This is a genomic window from Gemmatimonadaceae bacterium, from assembly GCA_037721215.1.
GTDB lineage: Bacteria > Gemmatimonadota > Gemmatimonadetes > Gemmatimonadales > Gemmatimonadaceae > UBA4720.
Genome location: JBBJNV010000016.1, coordinates 32,329 through 48,564 on the forward strand (window position 1 = coordinate 32,329; position 16,236 = coordinate 48,564).

Annotated in this window: 14 protein-coding genes; 10 read left to right on the forward strand and 4 right to left on the reverse strand. The window is 60.5% G+C overall.

Going from position 1 to position 16,236, the window contains the following annotated elements; translation table 11 throughout:
* Positions 1-234 precede the first annotated feature (234 nt).
* The gene (gene ftsZ, locus WKF55_10045) at positions 235-1,452 is read left to right on the forward strand and encodes a cell division protein FtsZ (protein ID MEJ7759913.1); all 1,218 of its coding nucleotides are present in this window, start codon (positions 235-237) and stop codon (positions 1,450-1,452) included.
* Positions 1,449-2,585 carry a M23 family metallopeptidase gene (locus WKF55_10050; GenBank protein MEJ7759914.1) on the forward strand — a complete coding sequence of 379 codons (1,137 nt, stop codon included), beginning with the start codon at positions 1,449-1,451 and terminating at the stop codon, positions 2,583-2,585. Before ftsZ ends, WKF55_10050 begins: the two co-directional genes overlap by 4 nt.
* 33 nt (positions 2,586-2,618) lie before the next feature.
* Here WKF55_10050 and WKF55_10055 read toward each other — a convergent pair whose 3' ends face one another.
* Positions 2,619-3,584, reverse strand: a complete 966-nt coding sequence (locus tag WKF55_10055) for a MauE/DoxX family redox-associated membrane protein (protein ID MEJ7759915.1) — start codon at positions 3,582-3,584, stop codon at positions 2,619-2,621.
* A 192-nt stretch (positions 3,585-3,776) separates the two neighbouring features.
* On the opposite strand from WKF55_10055, the gene ftsY reads away from it, so the two are divergent.
* Together ftsY and recG are read left to right on the forward strand one after the other, a co-directional pair.
* The gene (gene ftsY / locus WKF55_10060) at positions 3,777-4,709 is read left to right on the forward strand and encodes a signal recognition particle-docking protein FtsY (GenBank protein ID MEJ7759916.1); all 933 of its coding nucleotides are present in this window, start codon (positions 3,777-3,779) and stop codon (positions 4,707-4,709) included.
* A 63-nt stretch (positions 4,710-4,772) separates the two neighbouring features.
* A complete protein-coding gene (gene recG / locus WKF55_10065) occupies positions 4,773-6,821 on the forward strand; it encodes an ATP-dependent DNA helicase RecG (protein MEJ7759917.1) in 2,049 nt (682 codons plus the stop codon).
* A gap of 17 nt (positions 6,822-6,838) precedes the next feature.
* Here recG and WKF55_10070 read toward each other — a convergent pair whose 3' ends face one another.
* Both WKF55_10070 and WKF55_10075 read right to left on the reverse strand, forming a co-directional pair.
* Positions 6,839-7,384 (reverse strand): hypothetical protein, encoded by a 546-nt coding sequence (locus WKF55_10070; GenBank protein ID MEJ7759918.1) that lies wholly within the window; start codon positions 7,382-7,384, stop codon positions 6,839-6,841.
* Positions 7,381-8,880 carry a HAMP domain-containing sensor histidine kinase gene (locus WKF55_10075; GenBank protein ID MEJ7759919.1) on the reverse strand — a complete coding sequence of 500 codons (1,500 nt, stop codon included), beginning with the start codon at positions 8,878-8,880 and terminating at the stop codon, positions 7,381-7,383. The genes WKF55_10070 and WKF55_10075 overlap by 4 nt, the downstream gene beginning before the upstream one ends.
* A gap of 67 nt (positions 8,881-8,947) precedes the next feature.
* Between WKF55_10075 and asnS the strand changes: the two genes are divergently transcribed.
* Entirely contained in the window at positions 8,948-10,249 is a 1,302-nt protein-coding gene (gene asnS, locus WKF55_10080) for an asparagine--tRNA ligase (GenBank protein MEJ7759920.1), read from the forward strand.
* A gap of 22 nt (positions 10,250-10,271) precedes the next feature.
* Here the strand turns inward: asnS and mazG are convergent, their stop codons facing one another.
* The gene (gene mazG / locus WKF55_10085; protein MEJ7759921.1) at positions 10,272-11,051 is read right to left on the reverse strand and encodes a nucleoside triphosphate pyrophosphohydrolase; all 780 of its coding nucleotides are present in this window, start codon (positions 11,049-11,051) and stop codon (positions 10,272-10,274) included.
* Positions 11,052-11,137: 86 nt separating this feature from the next.
* On the opposite strand from mazG, the gene alr reads away from it, so the two are divergent.
* Genes alr through WKF55_10110 form a run of 5 tightly spaced genes read left to right on the forward strand, consistent with a single transcriptional unit; the run spans position 11,138 to position 16,233 of the window.
* A complete protein-coding gene (gene alr, locus WKF55_10090; GenBank protein ID MEJ7759922.1) occupies positions 11,138-12,214 on the forward strand; it encodes an alanine racemase in 1,077 nt (358 codons plus the stop codon).
* Positions 12,207-13,382 carry a phosphopentomutase gene (locus WKF55_10095; GenBank protein ID MEJ7759923.1) on the forward strand — a complete coding sequence of 392 codons (1,176 nt, stop codon included), beginning with the start codon at positions 12,207-12,209 and terminating at the stop codon, positions 13,380-13,382. Before alr ends, WKF55_10095 begins: the two co-directional genes overlap by 8 nt.
* Positions 13,379-13,804: a cytidine deaminase gene (cdd, locus tag WKF55_10100; protein MEJ7759924.1), complete on the forward strand. Its 426-nt coding sequence runs from the start codon at positions 13,379-13,381 to the stop codon at positions 13,802-13,804. The genes WKF55_10095 and cdd overlap by 4 nt, the downstream gene beginning before the upstream one ends.
* On the forward strand, positions 13,805-15,067 hold the full coding sequence (locus tag WKF55_10105; protein MEJ7759925.1) for a hypothetical protein: 1,263 nt from the start codon (positions 13,805-13,807) through the stop codon (positions 15,065-15,067).
* A complete protein-coding gene (locus WKF55_10110) occupies positions 15,064-16,233 on the forward strand; it encodes a hypothetical protein (protein ID MEJ7759926.1) in 1,170 nt (389 codons plus the stop codon). Before WKF55_10105 ends, WKF55_10110 begins: the two co-directional genes overlap by 4 nt.
* The last annotated feature ends 3 nt before the right edge of the window (positions 16,234-16,236 follow it).

Sequence of the window (16,236 nt, forward strand, 5' to 3'; positions counted from 1 at the left end):
TAGCGGGAGTCAGGTTCCCGCTCGCCACGCTGCAACTTGATGCGCTGTCATCGCTTGACATTCTCCACATCATAAAGCTGCGCGGCCTCTGACGCGGCGTGGAAATTTATCCTTCCGCAATTGAACGAAGTTTTCTTTAGCACCCCGTGATTCGCTATTGGATGCGGTGAGCAGTCGCATATATATTGGCCGGTCATCATTCCCACCCCTGGAAGCACTGGAGTGCAACACCCGATGAATTTCGAGTTCGAGGAAAGCGCGTCGCAGAACGCCCGGATGAAAGTGGTTGGCGTCGGCGGCGGGGGCGGCAATGCCGTCAATCGGATGATCGAAGAAAGGTTGTCGGGCGTCGAGTTCATCTCGATCAATACAGATGCCCAGGCGCTGCTCAATTCCAAATCGGACGTCAAGATTCAGATCGGGAAGAAATTGACGCGCGGGCTGGGTGCAGGCGCCCGGCCGGAAGTTGGAAAGCAGGCGATAGAGGAGAACAGGGAAGAAGTGTCCCTCGTTCTTACAAACGCTGACCTGGTTTTTGTAACCTGTGGCATGGGTGGCGGTACGGGCACAGGTGCGGCTCCAACCGTATGCGAGCTTGCCCGCGAGGCTGGCGCGCTCACCGTCGGAATCGTCACCCGTCCGTTTCTTTTTGAGGGACGCAGAAGGCTTCGTCAGGCCGAGCTCGGCATTGCCGAGATGAGAAAGCATGTGGACACGATGATCGTCGTGCCGAACGAGCGGCTCCTTGCTGTTGTTGGCAAAGGGATTCCGTTTCACGACGCTTTGAAGAAAGCCGATGAGGTTCTGCTCCATGCGACACAGGGCATCTCTACGCTCATAACAGTCACTGGTCTGGTGAACGTGGATTTCGCGGATGTACGAACCGTAATGCAGGAAGGCGGTTCGGCGTTGATGGGAACGGGCATCGGGCGAGGCGAGAATCGCGCGACCGATGCGGCCCAGCAAGCCATCGCCAGTCCACTGCTCGACAATGTCTCGGTCTCGGGCGCCACCGGAGTGCTGGTAAACATCACTGGTGGTGACGATCTCACACTCGGCGATGTTCATCAGATTGTTGAGATCGTGAAGGATGCGGTGGGCGACGATGCAGAGATCATTTTCGGAACGGTGAACGAGAAGGCGATGCAGGGCGAGTGTCGCGTGACCGTGATTGCGACCGGCTTCGACAAGGGCCCTGTTGCGGGAGTGTCACCGGTTGTGCCCGCCTCGACACCCGCGACGAGTCCGATGCGGATCGGTACGCCGGTGATTCAGCTTCCCGTTCGCGGAAGGCCCACTCCAACCCAGGCTCGCAGCGCCATCCCTCCGGACATCTCGCGACGCGTTACGCCACTCGCCCCTCCGGCGTCATCCCCAGAGAAGCGGGATGGCAACGGTCAGGATTTCAGCGACATGGAGATCCCGACCTTCATTCGGAGACAGATGGATTGACCGTCCGCATCGCGCGGGTCATCACATACACATTCGTCGGGTTGTTCACGCTGGTCGCGCTGCGCCTTACGCCGCCCATCGCGAGCGTCCCGGACGCGGATCTGCTTGGCGGATTCGCCGATGCGTCCGCCGGTTCCGGCGCCGGGCGTACGAGCGCGATCGTACCGGCGTCGGGTCTCCCGCTCGCACGAGCGGCGCCTCGATCTCTGGAAATTGCCATGAATCCGGTCGTGGTCGAGCCCAGCGAGGTACTTGTCGCTCCGGTGTTCGTGCTGGCGTCGTCCGCCGACAAAGTCGACACCCTTGCGGTGGGGGGAGTAATTCAATCGAGCCTGGTAAACGCTCTCGACGCCGCAGGCGGGGCTGCCCTGCCCCGATCGGCACGGGCGAACCTTGCATTCTCGCTCGCCGACATTTTCGAGTACCGCGTCGACATGAGCCGTGATCTCCACGAAGGCGACAAGGTTCATGTGCTCGTTGAGCGGTTGCAAAAACCGAACGGTGCGATCATCGTCAACAAAATTCTCGGCGCGCGGCTGGCACTTTCAGGCAATGAGATCGAAGCGATTCGTTTTTCGAGTCGGAATGCGAGCGGGGAGTATTTCGACGGATCGGGAAAGTCCTTGCGGGCCTCGTTCCTCCGCGCTCCCGTGACTTTCCGACGCATCTCGAGCATGTTCGGCGGGCGCAGGCACCCGGTACTCGGCGTCTGGCGGCGGCATAAGGGAACCGACTATGCCGCGGCGATGGGAACACCGGTTCGCAGTATTGGAGACGGAGTAATCGTCTTCGCCGGGCGAAAGGGCGGATACGGCAACGTTGTCGACATCAGGCATCGAAACGGCTTCGTCAGTCGTTACGGTCACTTGAGAGGCTTTTCAAAAAGCACGCGTCGAGGGGCGCGGGTTTTAATCGGCACAACGATCGGTTCTGTTGGCATGAGCGGTCTTGCAACTGGTCCCCATCTGCACTTCGAGGTGCTCGTGAACGGCGTTCAGCGCGATCCGCGTATTGCGCTCCGAATGAAGGGTGGGGAACCGATCCCATCCCGCGAGCGCGCCACCTTCGAACGACTGCGCTCACAGACGCTTGCGTCCTTCGGGGCTGCCGCACCAGTGAGCAAGAGAAACTAGTCGCAAGGCCATCCGCGATCGCAGTAGCCATGATCAGGTAGTTTGTGGGGCGGCCGCCGGATCGGGGTCGGGAAAGAAGGCGCGCCGGAAGCGGTCAACGAAATCGGCTGGCATGTTTCCAATCCAGATCCGGTCGATCTTTCCGGACTTTACAAGCACCGCTGTCGGCACCGCTTGTGCGAGACGCCCCATCAGAGAGGGCGATATCGTTGCCATCGGAAATCTGATCCCCTTGTCGGCAATGAACGAGTTGAGCCGTTCCCTCGACGATCCGACCACTCCAACTACGCGCGGCAGCCGCGGCGACTGAATCATCGCGTTAGCGAGGGTCACGAATTTGGTGCAGTACGGGCAATCGGGACCGAGGTAGGCGACGAGCATCTCGTCGCTGATGTTTCCGGATGTCGCCCCCCCCGACCAGGAGTGCCGCCATTTGCGCCCGACCTTGAGCGGATTGAGATCGAACAGCGCGTGACCGTGCTTATCGGGGTAACGGCGCGCGAACTCGGCGAGACCGCCAGTGACGAGTGTTGCGGCAATGGCGACGAACACCATCCAGAGAGACATCGGTGTCGCCGGCATTGGGGCGAACCAAGCGGCGAGCACGAGCGCGGCAAACGCGGAGTTGAGACCGATGCTCTGCGCAATCGAGGGATGAATGAATCCGCCGTAGCAACCACAGTCGGCCGCCTTGCCGCTGCGCACTCCCCACCAGCTGATCGCCGAAAACACCACCAGAAGAACGAGCGTTGCGGGCAGGACGATGGCAGGGGCAATTCCGAGAATCAATGCAACGCCCCAGCCCGCCTCGAACGCTGCGGCGCCGACAACGGCGGGCCAGAGGAGACGGTCGGGTATCCAGCCAAGCGAGGACAGATGCTGGCGAAAAGTCTGCGGAGCGATCGCCTTGATGACGGCCGTCCACACGAATGTGGCGCCGACGATGCGAGGCCCCAGCGAGATCCACTGGGCGGCGGTGATTTCAGAAAGCAGGTTCATTCAGTTGCGGGTTCGGGAACATCCGGAGACGGGATCCATGCTATCATCACTTCAGTTGCAATCCCCAGTCGGGGGATTTCTGTGGGGAGCCGATATCCCGCTCGCGTTAAGTTTCCAAAGCCGGAACGACCTGAATGCCGGCGACAAGTGCGCCCATCGCTTCCCGCGAAATCACTCGACTTTCACAATCTGATGCCTCGAATCCTCCGCCGCGATGGTGATCTACCCGTACGGTCGCTCTGGCAGCGCGTAAAAGATATCGCGCTCACCGATGTGAGCGTGCTCGCCCGCGGAGGAGTCAGCGAAGGGTCGCTCGAGAAGCTGGAAGAAGTTCTGATCGAGGCAGATTTCGGTGTTGCCACGAGTATGCGCCTGGTTGAAGATGTGCGACTTCAGGCACTGCGTGGAACGATAAGAACGCAGAGCGATTTCCTCGCCACGCTCGAGGAAGGTGTCGCGACGGCCCTCGGAGCTGACACCGATGACGCCGCAGTGGTTTTTGCCGCCAAGCCGCCAACGGTGATACTGGTCATTGGAGTGAACGGCGCTGGGAAGACGACCTTCATTGGCAAGCTTGCTGCTCTCATGCAGGTCCGCGGAAAACGCACGCTTGTCGGTGCGGCGGACACATTTCGTGCTGGCGCAGTTGACCAGCTGCGCATGTGGGCCGAACGAAGCGGCGCCGATTTTCTTGGCGCAGTGCAGGGAACCGATCCGGCTTCCGTGGCATTCAGCGCGATCGACGCCGCCATTACGCGTGGAATGGACGTGGTCATCATCGACACTGCCGGCCGATTGCATACGAGCGCCGGTCTGATGGAGGAGCTCAGAAAAATCCATCGCGTTATCGGCAAACGCATCCCCGGCGCGCCACACGAAACCTTGCTCGTACTCGATGCAACGATTGGGCAGAATGCTCTCGCGCAGGCCCGCACGTTTGCCGCATCGGTACCGATTACTGGAATCGTGATGACCAAGCTGGATGGCACCGCCCGCGGAGGAATCGTTCTCGCGGTGCGCGAAGCGCTGAACGTCCCCGTCAAGTTCATCGGTACGGGCGAAACAATGGCGGACATCGAGCCATTCAATCCGGTCGCGTTCGCCAACGAGCTGGTCGAGGGGTAAGGCCGAATGGGCGATGACGAGCGGCGGAGGTCGTCGTCCGGCGCCGGGAAAATATATCTCGACATGCCAGTCACATACCTCAAGGGTGTCGGGCCAGGTCGCGCCGAGGCCCTTCGCCGTCTTGGTATCGTGACGGCTCGCGATCTCCTGCTCCACATACCGCAGCGCTACGAAGACGCAACCACTGTCAGTCCCATCTCATCGCTCGAACCCGGGATGGACGCCACTGTCGTTGGCAGGGTCATATCGAAGGGAATTATGCCTACGCGAAAAGGTCTTCGGATTTTTCAGGCCGTCGTCAAGGATGACTCCGGGATGATCGAAGCGTCGTGGCCGGGTCAGCCTTTTCTGGACCGTGCCATATCTAAAGACGATACTCTGCTGCTTACAGGGCCGGTTCGCTTCTACCATGGCCGGCAACTCCAGCCCCGTGAATACGTCAACCTCGGTGCCGACTCGGCACACTTTGCGGGGGGGCGGGTGCTGTCAGTTTATCCTGCCACTGAAGGCCTTTCCTTCAAGATTATCAGGGGAATCATCGAGAGCCATATCGATGCCCTGCTGCCATTAGTCCGGGAGTATCTGCCAGCGAAGCTGCTGGCAAGGTCTTCACTCCCCAGTCTACCTGATGCATTGAGAACGTTACACCAGCCGAGTTCCATTCCCGAAGCTGAGCGCGCGCGCGGGCGACTTGCATTCGAGGAGCTTTTGTTCGTTCACCTCCTGCACCGCCGCGCCAATCGCATCGCCCGTCAGCGGCGAACAGGAATCACCTTCGAAAATCGACGCGAGCTGACCTCCGCTTTGAAGGAAGCACTGCCTTTCGTGCTCACAGGCGCACAGACTACCGCCCTCCGCGAAATTGTCGGGGACATGTGCAGCGAGCGCAGAATGCACCGACTTCTTCAAGGGGATGTTGGCAGCGGGAAAACAATCATCTCCCTGTTCGCGTCGCTGCTGGCGATGGAGAATGGATACCAGGCAGCACTCATGGCTCCTACCGAACTCCTCGCCGAGCAGCATTTTCGAACGGTCTCAGGCCTGCTGGAGCCACTGGGCATCCGCCCGCTACTTGTGACGGGAAGCCTCAGCGGTCAAGCGCGCGCTGACGCCGCAAAAAGAATGGGCGAGGCCGCACCGCTGTTTGTGATCGGCACCCATGCGCTGGTTCAGGCAGCGACATCATTTGCCAATCTCGGTTTTGCAACCGTCGACGAGCAGCACCGTTTTGGCGTTGAGCAGCGCGCCGCTCTTTCCACAAAGGGCGCTACGCCGGACATTCTTCTGATGAGTGCAACACCTATCCCGCGTTCACTCGCTCTGACGATGTACGGCGATCTCGATGTCAGCACCTTGGACGAAAGGCCGGCTGGCCGCCAGCCAGTGACAACTGTCATCCGGCCGGGTAAAGCGCGTGAAAAGGTTCTGAACTTTGTGCTGCGTGAAACGGATAAGGGTCGCCAGGCTTACATCGTTTATCCGGTCATTGAAGAATCTGAAAAAACCGACCTGAAAGCGGCAACGACGATGTTTCAGGAACTCTCTGCCGGCCCGTTCGACCGGAAGCGCGTTGCGTTGCTCCATGGCCGCATTCCTTCGGCCGAGCGCAACGCAACGATGCGCGCTTTTCGCGACGGCGCAATCGACATTCTCGTTGCGACAACGGTCATAGAAGTCGGTATCGACGTTGCAAACGCAACGGTGATGCTGATCGAGCATCCGGAGCGATTCGGACTGTCGCAACTGCATCAGTTGCGCGGACGTGTGGGCCGCGGAGCCGAGGCCTCGTACTGCATCCTGCTTGGTGATTTCGGGCCGGACGCGGCAGCCCGGTTGAACATCTTCGCGGGAACGGAGGATGGATTCGCGATTGCGCGCGCTGACCTTGGCATTCGCGGCATGGGAAATCTTTTTGGCGAAGAACAGAGTGGCGACGCGACTTTTCGCGTTGCTGACCCGATCCGCGACGAGCAGCTCAATATCGAAGCCCGGGTTGCCGCCGAAGAGATACTGTCACTGGATCCCGACTTGGAAATGAAAGAGCACGCCGGAATTCGCGGTGTGCTCTCAGATCGCTACGCCCGTGCCCTTCAGCTCTTCAGGGTTGGATGATGACGAGACATTGAAACTCAGCGGCTTGGGTTTGCCAGCCGCTTCTTGATTCGCTCGAGCTCGGCATTTGCCTTGGCGAGCTGGTCGCGGAGCGCTGCTGTGTCTTCGTCGCGTGTGACGAAGACAGTGTCGCGACCGTTGTTCACTACCCTGGGCGTCGCCAGCACCGCCTGCCGCATCGCCTGCACGGTCATGGCGCTTCGTTTCAGCACCAGCGCCTGCGGCCGGTATGCCACCGCCCCAGGGGTGCTCAGATAAATGTCGAGCGCCCGAATTCCCTCGGTCATCGATGCCGTCTTGTTGGCCGGGTCTACCATATGAAGTGCACGCCAGAAACTGATCTCATGCGCGTCGGCTTTGTTTTTTGCCTTGAGTGCATAATCAGCCAGAATCCTGTCGGCACCAGCGTAATCGCCAGAGTCGGCGCGTCGCTGAGCCGAAGCGAGAGTTGTGGCATAGGATGACGCAGGAGACGGAGCCTGCGAACCCCGGGCCGGAGAGCAAGCGCCGGCGGTGATGACCGACACGAGACAGAAAAGCGCCAGTCCGGCGGATCTGATCAAACGACTTCCTCCACCGCAGGCATGCGCCGGAATGGAGTGCGGCGGGTGATCACTGCTCTGATAGGCAGAATGATCGTAAATGTTGTCCCGATTCCCAATGTGCTCTCCACTGAAACGGATCCGCCGTGTGCTTCGACGATCTCCCGGGCGATCGCCAAGCCAAGACCCGTTCCCTTGACCGCCGCGTATGCCTGATTGTTCGCCTGAAAAAATTTCTCGAAGATATGGGGCAACTGTTCCGATGCAATCCCGGCGCCAGTGTCGTGCACCGTGATACACACTTCATGCTCTGCACCTTCCACAAGCAGCTCGACTGTGCCGCCGCGGTCAGTGAATTTGAAGGCGTTTGAAAGTAGATTGCCGAGCACTTCGTTGATCCTGTCCTCGTCCCATAACACCTGCGAGGGAAGATTGTTTCCTCTTACCACCCGGAACAATATCTCGCGCTGCAGTGCGAGTACCTGGAATGACGTCTCGAACGAATGTAGAAAGCGGTCGAGGTCAACCTGTCGTCGCTCGAGTTTTCCTCCACCCGCCTCAAACCGGCTGATGTCCAGCAAGCGCTTCACGAGCCGAGTGAGTGTCTGTGCCTGCTTGCCGAGCGTCGCGCAGATTTCACGTTGCTTGGGATTGAGCTCGCCATAGATGTTCTCCTGCAGCAGCTCCAGATATCCGACGATCACGTTGATTGGCGTCTTTAATTCATGGGACGCGACCGATACAAATTCGGCTTTCAGCTTGTCCAGTTCGGATAATTGCGCCGTCATCGCCTGGTAGCTTGTCGCGAGGCGCCCAAACTCGTCGTTGCGCCGCTCGACCATCGGCAGCCGCTGCGTAAAGTCGCCGTCAGCGACCGCTTTCATGCCACGCTCCAGATCCTGCACGGGACGGCTGATTGAGCGGGTGAGCCAGATTGCGATCAGAGTGGCAAGGAGGAGGGCGATGGCCAGTGCACCGGCAGCGGTCCGCCTTGCCTCGATAGTGGTCGACGCGGCGTCAGCCACCCGATCACGGGTTTCGTCCCGCAGCCTGGCTTCGGTGCGCGCCAGCGCCCTCTCGATCGTGCCAAGCGCCGGCCGGGTGCGCTGAACCGAAATCTCCTCGGCGGTGTTGTTTGCCCCCGCGACGGCCGCGGCATACTCAGCCTGGGTCGAGGCACGGAGCGCAAGAATCGCGTTGGAGATGTCCGTCGCCGCGGCTCGTGTCGTGTAAGCCGCCAGAGAGTCTGCCACCAGGCTCAACCGGTCCAGCTGCGCGCGCATACGGAGCTCGCTGGCGCTGTCTGCGAGCAGCACCAAAGCATCTTCGGACCGCTTGACATCGTCGGTTGTCTCGCGGAAGCTCCCGAGGACCAGCGAAGCGGCAAACTCCCGGTCTCGCAGGCTGCGGGTGGTCTGATGCACCCGCTCTAGAGCCTGAAGCGCGAGCACCAGCGGAATGAGCAGGATGATCGTGATGGAAACGATCCCCAGACCCAGTCGCGTACGCAGCTTCATGCGCGGTTGACACCCCTGTAAGGGGCACCTAGCTTGCCGCGCACTTCCCGCCCGAACCTATTCCCCAATGACTCCCCCATACGCGCGCATATCCGAACTCGGCCCTCACGCCGGACAAGTTGTCCACGTTCGGGGCTGGGTCACCCATCTCCGCTCTTCCGGCAAGATTGCATTTGTGGTCATGCGCGACGGGAGCGGAATGTTGCAGTGTGTGCTCGTGAAAAATAGTCTTGCAGCCGAGACGTGGGAACGGTTCGCGACCCTATCTCAGGAAACGACGATCGAAGTTACCGGCGAGGTACGCCAGGATGCGCGTTCCGCGGGCGGTTTCGAGCTTGGTGTAAGTGGTCTGGAGGTGCTCGGCGCCAGCCCCGTGGATTACCCGATTCAGCCAAAGGAGCACGGGATCGATTTTCTTCTCGACAACCGGCATTTCTGGCTCCGGTCGGGGCGCCAGCGCGCGATCGCGAAAATACGTCACGAAGTGGAACAGGCCGTTCGCGACTTTTTCTATGAGCGTGACTTCACTCTTGTCGATACGCCGGTCCTGACAGCGGCGATCGGTGAGCGCAGCGGACTCTTCTCCACCGAGTATTTCGACGAGGGAACCGCGTATTTGGCCCAGACCGGACAGCTTTACGGAGAAGCCGCCGCGGCGGCGTTCGGTAAGATTTACTGCTTCGGACCGACGTTTCGCGCGGAGAAATCCAAAACCCGCCGCCATCTTACCGAGTTCTGGATGGTGGAGCCCGAGGTGGCGTTCAACGACTCGGATGACAACATGCGGTTGCAGCAGGAGTTCGTTTCATATCTTGTAACGCGGTGCCTCGAACGACGAAGACCGGAGTTAATCGAACTCGAGCGCGATTTATCGAAGCTCGAATCCGTGGCTCCGCCATTCCCGAGGATCGATTATTCCGAGGCCGTGCGTATTCTCAAATCGAAAGGCAGTTCCGTGGAATGGGGCGACGATCTTGGTGCCGAAGACGAATCTTTGCTCGTCGAAGGTCACGATCGCCCTATCTTCATTTATAACTATCCGAAAGAGGCCAAGGCATTCTACATGAAAGAGAACCCGCAGGACCCGCGGACGGTTCTCTGCAACGACTGTCTTGCGCCGGAAGGGTACGGCGAAATTATTGGCGGCTCACAGCGCGAAGACGACTACGACCGGTTGCTTCATCGAATCCAGGAAGAAAAACTGCCGGTCGTGGCATACGGCTGGTACCTGGATCTCCGGAAATACGGGACGTTCGTTCATTCGGGGTTCGGTCTTGGGCTCGAGCGCACTGTCTCGTGGATCTGCGGGCTTCCACACCTCCGCGAATCAATTGCCTTCCCCCGGATGATGCACCGATTACGGCCGTAGCGCCGGGGCGCGCATTAGCCGCTTACCCGTCCAGCTTCACCTCGTCCCACAGAGAATCGAGGTCTTCGAGGCTTGCGTCCCCGAGCGCGATCCCGCGTTTCGTGGCGAGCGTCTCGACCTTTCTGAAGCGCGCCTCGAACTTTGAATTTGCCAGATCCAGCGCAAGCGAGGCATGCACGTTTGCCTTTCGGCACAGATTAACACAGGCAAACAGAAGGTCACCCAGTTCCAGTTCGAGCGCCGCGTGCGCCGCGTCGAAGACGGGAGGCGCGCCGTGTGGCCGAAGCGCGGCGTCCTGCAGGTGAGCCCGTACTTCCGCCAGCTCTTCCTCGACCTTCGCGGCGGGGCCGCTCGTATCCGGCCAGTCAAATCCGACTCCCGCCGCGCGGTCCTGAAGCCTGTGCGCGCGGTGTAACGGCGGAAGAGCCACCGGCAGCCCGTCGGCAATCGACGCGCGCTTCTTCGACTTCATTTTCTCCCATGGCTCCCTGACGCCGTTACCGTACAGATGCGGATGCCGGGCGTGCATCTTTGCGATCAGCGCTTCGGCGACATCTGAAATGCTGAATTCACCCCGTTCTTCTGCGATCACGGCATGAAAAAGAACCTGAAGCAAAACGTCGCCGAGTTCCTCCTTCATCAACATCGGGTCGCCATCGCGCAGGGCATCGTCGAGCTCCTGCGATTCCTCGATGAGGTAGGGTCTGAGCGATGCATGGGTCTGCGCGGCATCCCAGTCGCAACGCAGGCGAAGGTCTCGCATCAGCGAGACAGTGTCATTTAACGTGGCAGGTTCAGTCATGCGACTTCCGGGTTCGCTAGATTGGGCAATGTGACTGGAATTTTACCGGTGTCGGTCGTCAGCCGCCAACGTGCGATTATCGCCCAATGCCGGCCCTGAGCCGCGCGTGGGTCGAAGTCGATCTCGCCGCACTTTGCAGAAACGCCGCCGCTGCTGCTTCAAGTGCCGGAGCACCTCTTCTGCCGATGGTGAAGGCCGACGCCTATGGGCTTGGTGCGGTTCCCGTCGCCCGTGCACTCGAATCAATCGAGCCATGGGGATTTGGCGTAGCGACGATCGATGAAGGTGTGGAGCTTCGGGAAGGAGGCATTTCACGTCCGGTCGTCGTTTTTACTCCATTGCTGGTTCATGAGCTCGAAGCCGCCGCAGCCGCGTCTCTGACTCCTGCTCTCGGGTCATCGGAAAGCATCCTGCAGTGGAGAATGTATGGGCTCCCATATCATTTGTCGGTCGATACCGGGATGAGTCGCGCGGGTGTGCCCTGGCGTGAGGTAGCGCAATTGAAAGACGCGCTGGAAGCCAATCCCCCATCTGGGGCGTTCACGCACTTCCATTCCGCGCAGCTCGACGATTCTTCCATGGCGGCTCAGATATCGCGATTCAACGAGGCCCTGACATCGTTGTCCAGCCGTCCCCTACTGGTGCATGCTGAAGGCAGCGCCGCGATCGTTCGCCACAGGGGCGTTTCGTGGGATCTGGCACGGCCGGGGATCTTTCTTTACGGCGTGGCGACGGTTTCCGGCGCATCGGTCGAACCTGAACCTGTCGTTCACCTGCGGGGGATGGTAGTTGATATTCGGACGATCGAGCCCGGAGACACCGTGAGCTACGATGCCACGTTCACCGCCACTTCCCGCACCCGGATCGCGACGGTGGGGATCGGTTACGCGGATGGTTATCCGCGCTCCCTCAGCAATACCGGCGAAGCCCTCGTTGGTGGCGGGCGTGTCAGCATCGCCGGGCGCGTAACGATGGACATGGTCATGCTCGATGTAACCGGCGTCGATTGCGACCTTGGGGATGTTGTAACGCTGATTGGCCGCTCGCCTGATGGAGGCGGGATTCTCACAGTCGCCGCCGTCGCCGAGAAGGCCTCGATGTCCCCATATGAGTTGCTGACGGGGTTGAAAAGCAGAACTGGAAGAACCTACCTCGATGCCTGATTGCCGGCGCGCGATCATCATTGTGCTCGACGGCGTGGGCATCGGCGAAGCCCCCGATGCTGCCGCCTACGGCGACGCGGGCAGTAACACGCTCGGTAACATTGCAAGGGCGGTCGGCGGATTGAACCTGCCGACACTCGCATCATACGGGCTCGGCAATATCACCGAGCTTGCGGGCATGGCTCCGGTAGCGAACTCACTGGGTGCATGGGGCAGGATGAACCCCGCATCGGCGGGCAAGGACAGCATCGCCGGCCACTGGGAGATTGCGGGAGTCCAGCTCGCCCGGCCGTTCCCCACTTATCCAGCCGGCTTTCCCGATGACTTGCTGCGCGAGCTCAGCCGGCTGACAGGCCGTGGCGTGATCGCAAACACCATCGGCAGCGGGACGGCGATACTCGAAAAGTTCGGCGACCGGCATGTGTCGACCGGGGAGTGGGTTGTCTACACATCTGCCGATTCCGTCTGTCAGGTTGCCGCGCACGAGGGAGTGGTGCCTCTCGAAGAGCTCTACGCCGCATGTGCTCTCGCGCGCGGACTGCTTGTCGAACCCCACGATGTCTCTCGTGTCATCGCTCGGCCATTCGCGGGAAAATCGGGCTCGTACTCGCGTACTCCCAACCGCCGCGATTACGCGCTGGCGCCACCCACGGAGACGCTGCTGGATGCGCTTGCTGCTGCGGGGATCGCTCGTGACGGTATCGGGAAGGTGGACGATCTTTTCGCCGGCCGCTCGCTCGTCGCCCGGCATACCGCGTCAAACGCAGAAGGCATTGAGAATCTCCGGGCGTGGCTCGAGAGTGATCGATGTGGGCTCCTTTTCGTCAACCTAGTAGATTTCGACCAGCTATACGGGCACCGCAACGACGTCGCGGGGTTTTACAACTCGCTGCGAGAGTTCGACTTCGCACTTCCTTCGCTTGTTTCCGCACTCCACGAGGACGACCTGCTTTTTATAACCGCCGACCACGGTAATGACCCAACCACGGCCTCTACCGATCATTCCCGTGAGGCGGTGCCGATGCTGGCCATCGGACACTCCGTCGTTCCTGCCGACCTCGGCACGCGCGCGACTTTTTCCGATCTCGGCGCAACCACTGGTGAGTGGTTCGGTGTCTCATTTTCCGGTGCAGGTACCTCATTTCTTTCGCGTTTGACGGCGAGGTGAACGCCGGCGACACGGCGGCTGACGTCAGGGAGGCTTTACGGGACGCCGCATTCGCTGCGTTGGAAAACGCCTATGCTCCGTATTCGCGCTTTCGTGTTGGAGCGGCGCTGCTTACGACAACCGGCGAGATCGTCGCTGGCTGCAATGTAGAAAACTCGGCGTATGGAGAGACGATCTGCGCTGAGCGCGTCGCGGTTGCAGGGGCGGTTGCACGGGGCATGACGTCGTTTGTAAACATCGCGATCGCAAGCGAGTCGGAGGAGCCAGCGCCACCGTGCGGGTCATGCCGCCAGACGATGAGCGAATTCGCTCCTGATCTTCACATTACTAGCTATGCAAGAAACGGGAAGCAGATCACATGGCATCTCGCCGAGCTGCTGCCACAGGCGTTCGCGCCCGACCATTTAAGTGGAAGGATGTAAGTGCGACTGGATACTGCATTGACGAAAATTGCCGGACTGATCGCTGTGGCCGTAGTGGTTGCCGCGTGTACCGAAAATCTGGATAACAGTGCCGGATGCCCGCTGCTCTGCTCCGACCAGGGAGGCCAGATCGAGACCGTTACACTCGATCCCGTCGTACTGGATACTACGGTATCTGCACTGACAGGACTGGGTACCGAGGCATCGCTTTTCCTGGCCACACGCGGTGACACCATCGATTCGCGCGGGGTGATACGGTTCGATTCGATCCCGGCGCGATTTCAGCGATCGCTGACCGACACAACCTCAACGGCGATCACGACTGTCGATAGCGCGTTCATTCGCATGAGAGTCGATACTGTGGGCGGAAAGATTCCCGGACCGGTGACGATCGACGCGTTCGACGTTGACACACCCGCGAACGACAGTCTGATCGCTCCGGTCGCCGAGCTGTTTCGCACGGATCGCCTGATTGCCTCGCGCACTTATGCCCCGACTGAGCTCAAGGACACGCTGATTTTTCCTGTTCCGCCTGCAGCTATTCTTGCACGGCGCGGTGGTCGTCTGCGCGTCGGCCTTCGACTTCGCGCGGCCGGGCCTGTACAACTGCGAATTCTTTCGATGGAAGGCGCTTCTTCGCCGACCGTGCTTTCGTTCCGCGTGTCGTCCGACACCGCCGTCAGGCCGATTGTTCTCCTTCCGTTTTCGCGGACTCCGGCTGATCAACCGGCGGTTGCCGCGAGCCTTGCCGATTACACCTTGCTGGTAAAGGGCACTCCGCCGGGGCCGGCTGGCGCACTCAACATCGGCGGACTACCGGCGAGCCGTGTGTATCTGCGGTTCGAGATTCCTGCTTTCATTGTCGACTCTGCCGACATCATTCGGGCCTCACTTCTTTTGACTCAGCGACCTAACCGGGGTGTCAGTGATTCGGACACGATATTCATCGTTCCTCACGTTTCACTTGCGGCTAACGCCGTCACCGATATCGCGAGAGCGGCACAGATTACTGCAATCGCCGCCAGAGACACGCTCAGGCTCGTCCCGCGGGACAGCGGTTTGAAGGTGATCGAGGTCGGCACGGTGGTCGCGCTGTGGCGTTCGCAGGATGTGAAACGGACACCCCGCGCGCTTGTGCTCATCAGCACGAGAGAAGGACAAACGCCTGTCGAAGCGAGGTTCTTCTCGACGGAAGCGGCGCCCGCGCTTCGGCCGCGATTGAGGATCAGCTTTTCCAAGCGGCAGTCTGGCGGGCTCCCATGATACCGTGCAACCGATGGGCAGTTCGATGGGCAGTTGCGATAGCCGCCGCCGTTGTTCTGACTGGCAGAGTAGCCGCCGGTCAGGGAAGCCTGAGTACGCAGGGGTTCGGATATCCGCCTGGCCAGTTCAGCACGCGTGCACTTGCAACGGGTGGCGGGCTCGCACAATTCGATGCCGACTCGCCCCTCAATCCGGCGGCAATTGCACTGTCGGCCGATCCGCGGGTTTTCTTCCAGTACGAGCCGGAATTCCGGCGATTCTCGGCTGATACTGCGTCGGCCAGCACGCTGACTGCGCGATTTCCTCTCACAGCGGCGTCAGTTCCCTTCAGGCGCAAGGGCAGCATCGGCCTCTCGGTTTCGACGTTTCTCGATCGGTCGTTCGCCACCACGACCACAAGAGAAGTGGCGGTGGCTGATCAGATCACGACCGTGACGGAGGCAGTGCGGGTGATCGGCGCGATCAACGATGTCAGGCTTGCGGCAGGATATGCTCCATCGGCGAAGGTGCAGGTGGGGATCGGCGGACATGTTCTGACGGGGCAAAGTCGCGTCTTTTTCGATCAGAGCTTTCCCGATTCTCTGAATTTCAGCACCGTTACGCAGTCGACGAACGTTTCATTCACCGGTTTCGCTGTATCGGCAGGTGCAATCCTTCGCCCTGCGCGGTCAATCGCTTTCGCAATTTCCGGCCGGAAAGGTGGAGATATCAGCGCTCGCTCCCGGGACACCACTGTGTCCACGGCAGGAGTACCGGATCGGCTGGCTGCGGCGCTGTCCTATGAAGGAATTTCGGGCGCAAGCGTCTCGGCTCAGGTAGCCCGTGAATCCTGGTCGTCGCTGAATGGGCTGGGTTCCGCTGTGGTAAACGCTGTAGACGCGTGGGAGGGTGGAGTAGGACTCGAGGCTGCCGGCCCGCGCATCGCGGAGCGTCTGCTCGTGTTCCGTGCCGGCGCGCGCTACCGCACGCTGCCGTTCCAGGCGGCGGGAAGTGACGTCACAGAACTTTCATTTGCGGGAGGAGTCGGTGCGCAGTTCTTTCGTAACCGCGCCGCGCTTGATTTGACCGTTCAACATTCGTCCCGCTCTGCCGGTGAGCCGGCCGTTACCGGCGACCCGCGCGAGCGCGCATTCACGCTGAGCTTCGGGCTGCGCGTCCGCCCGTAACCG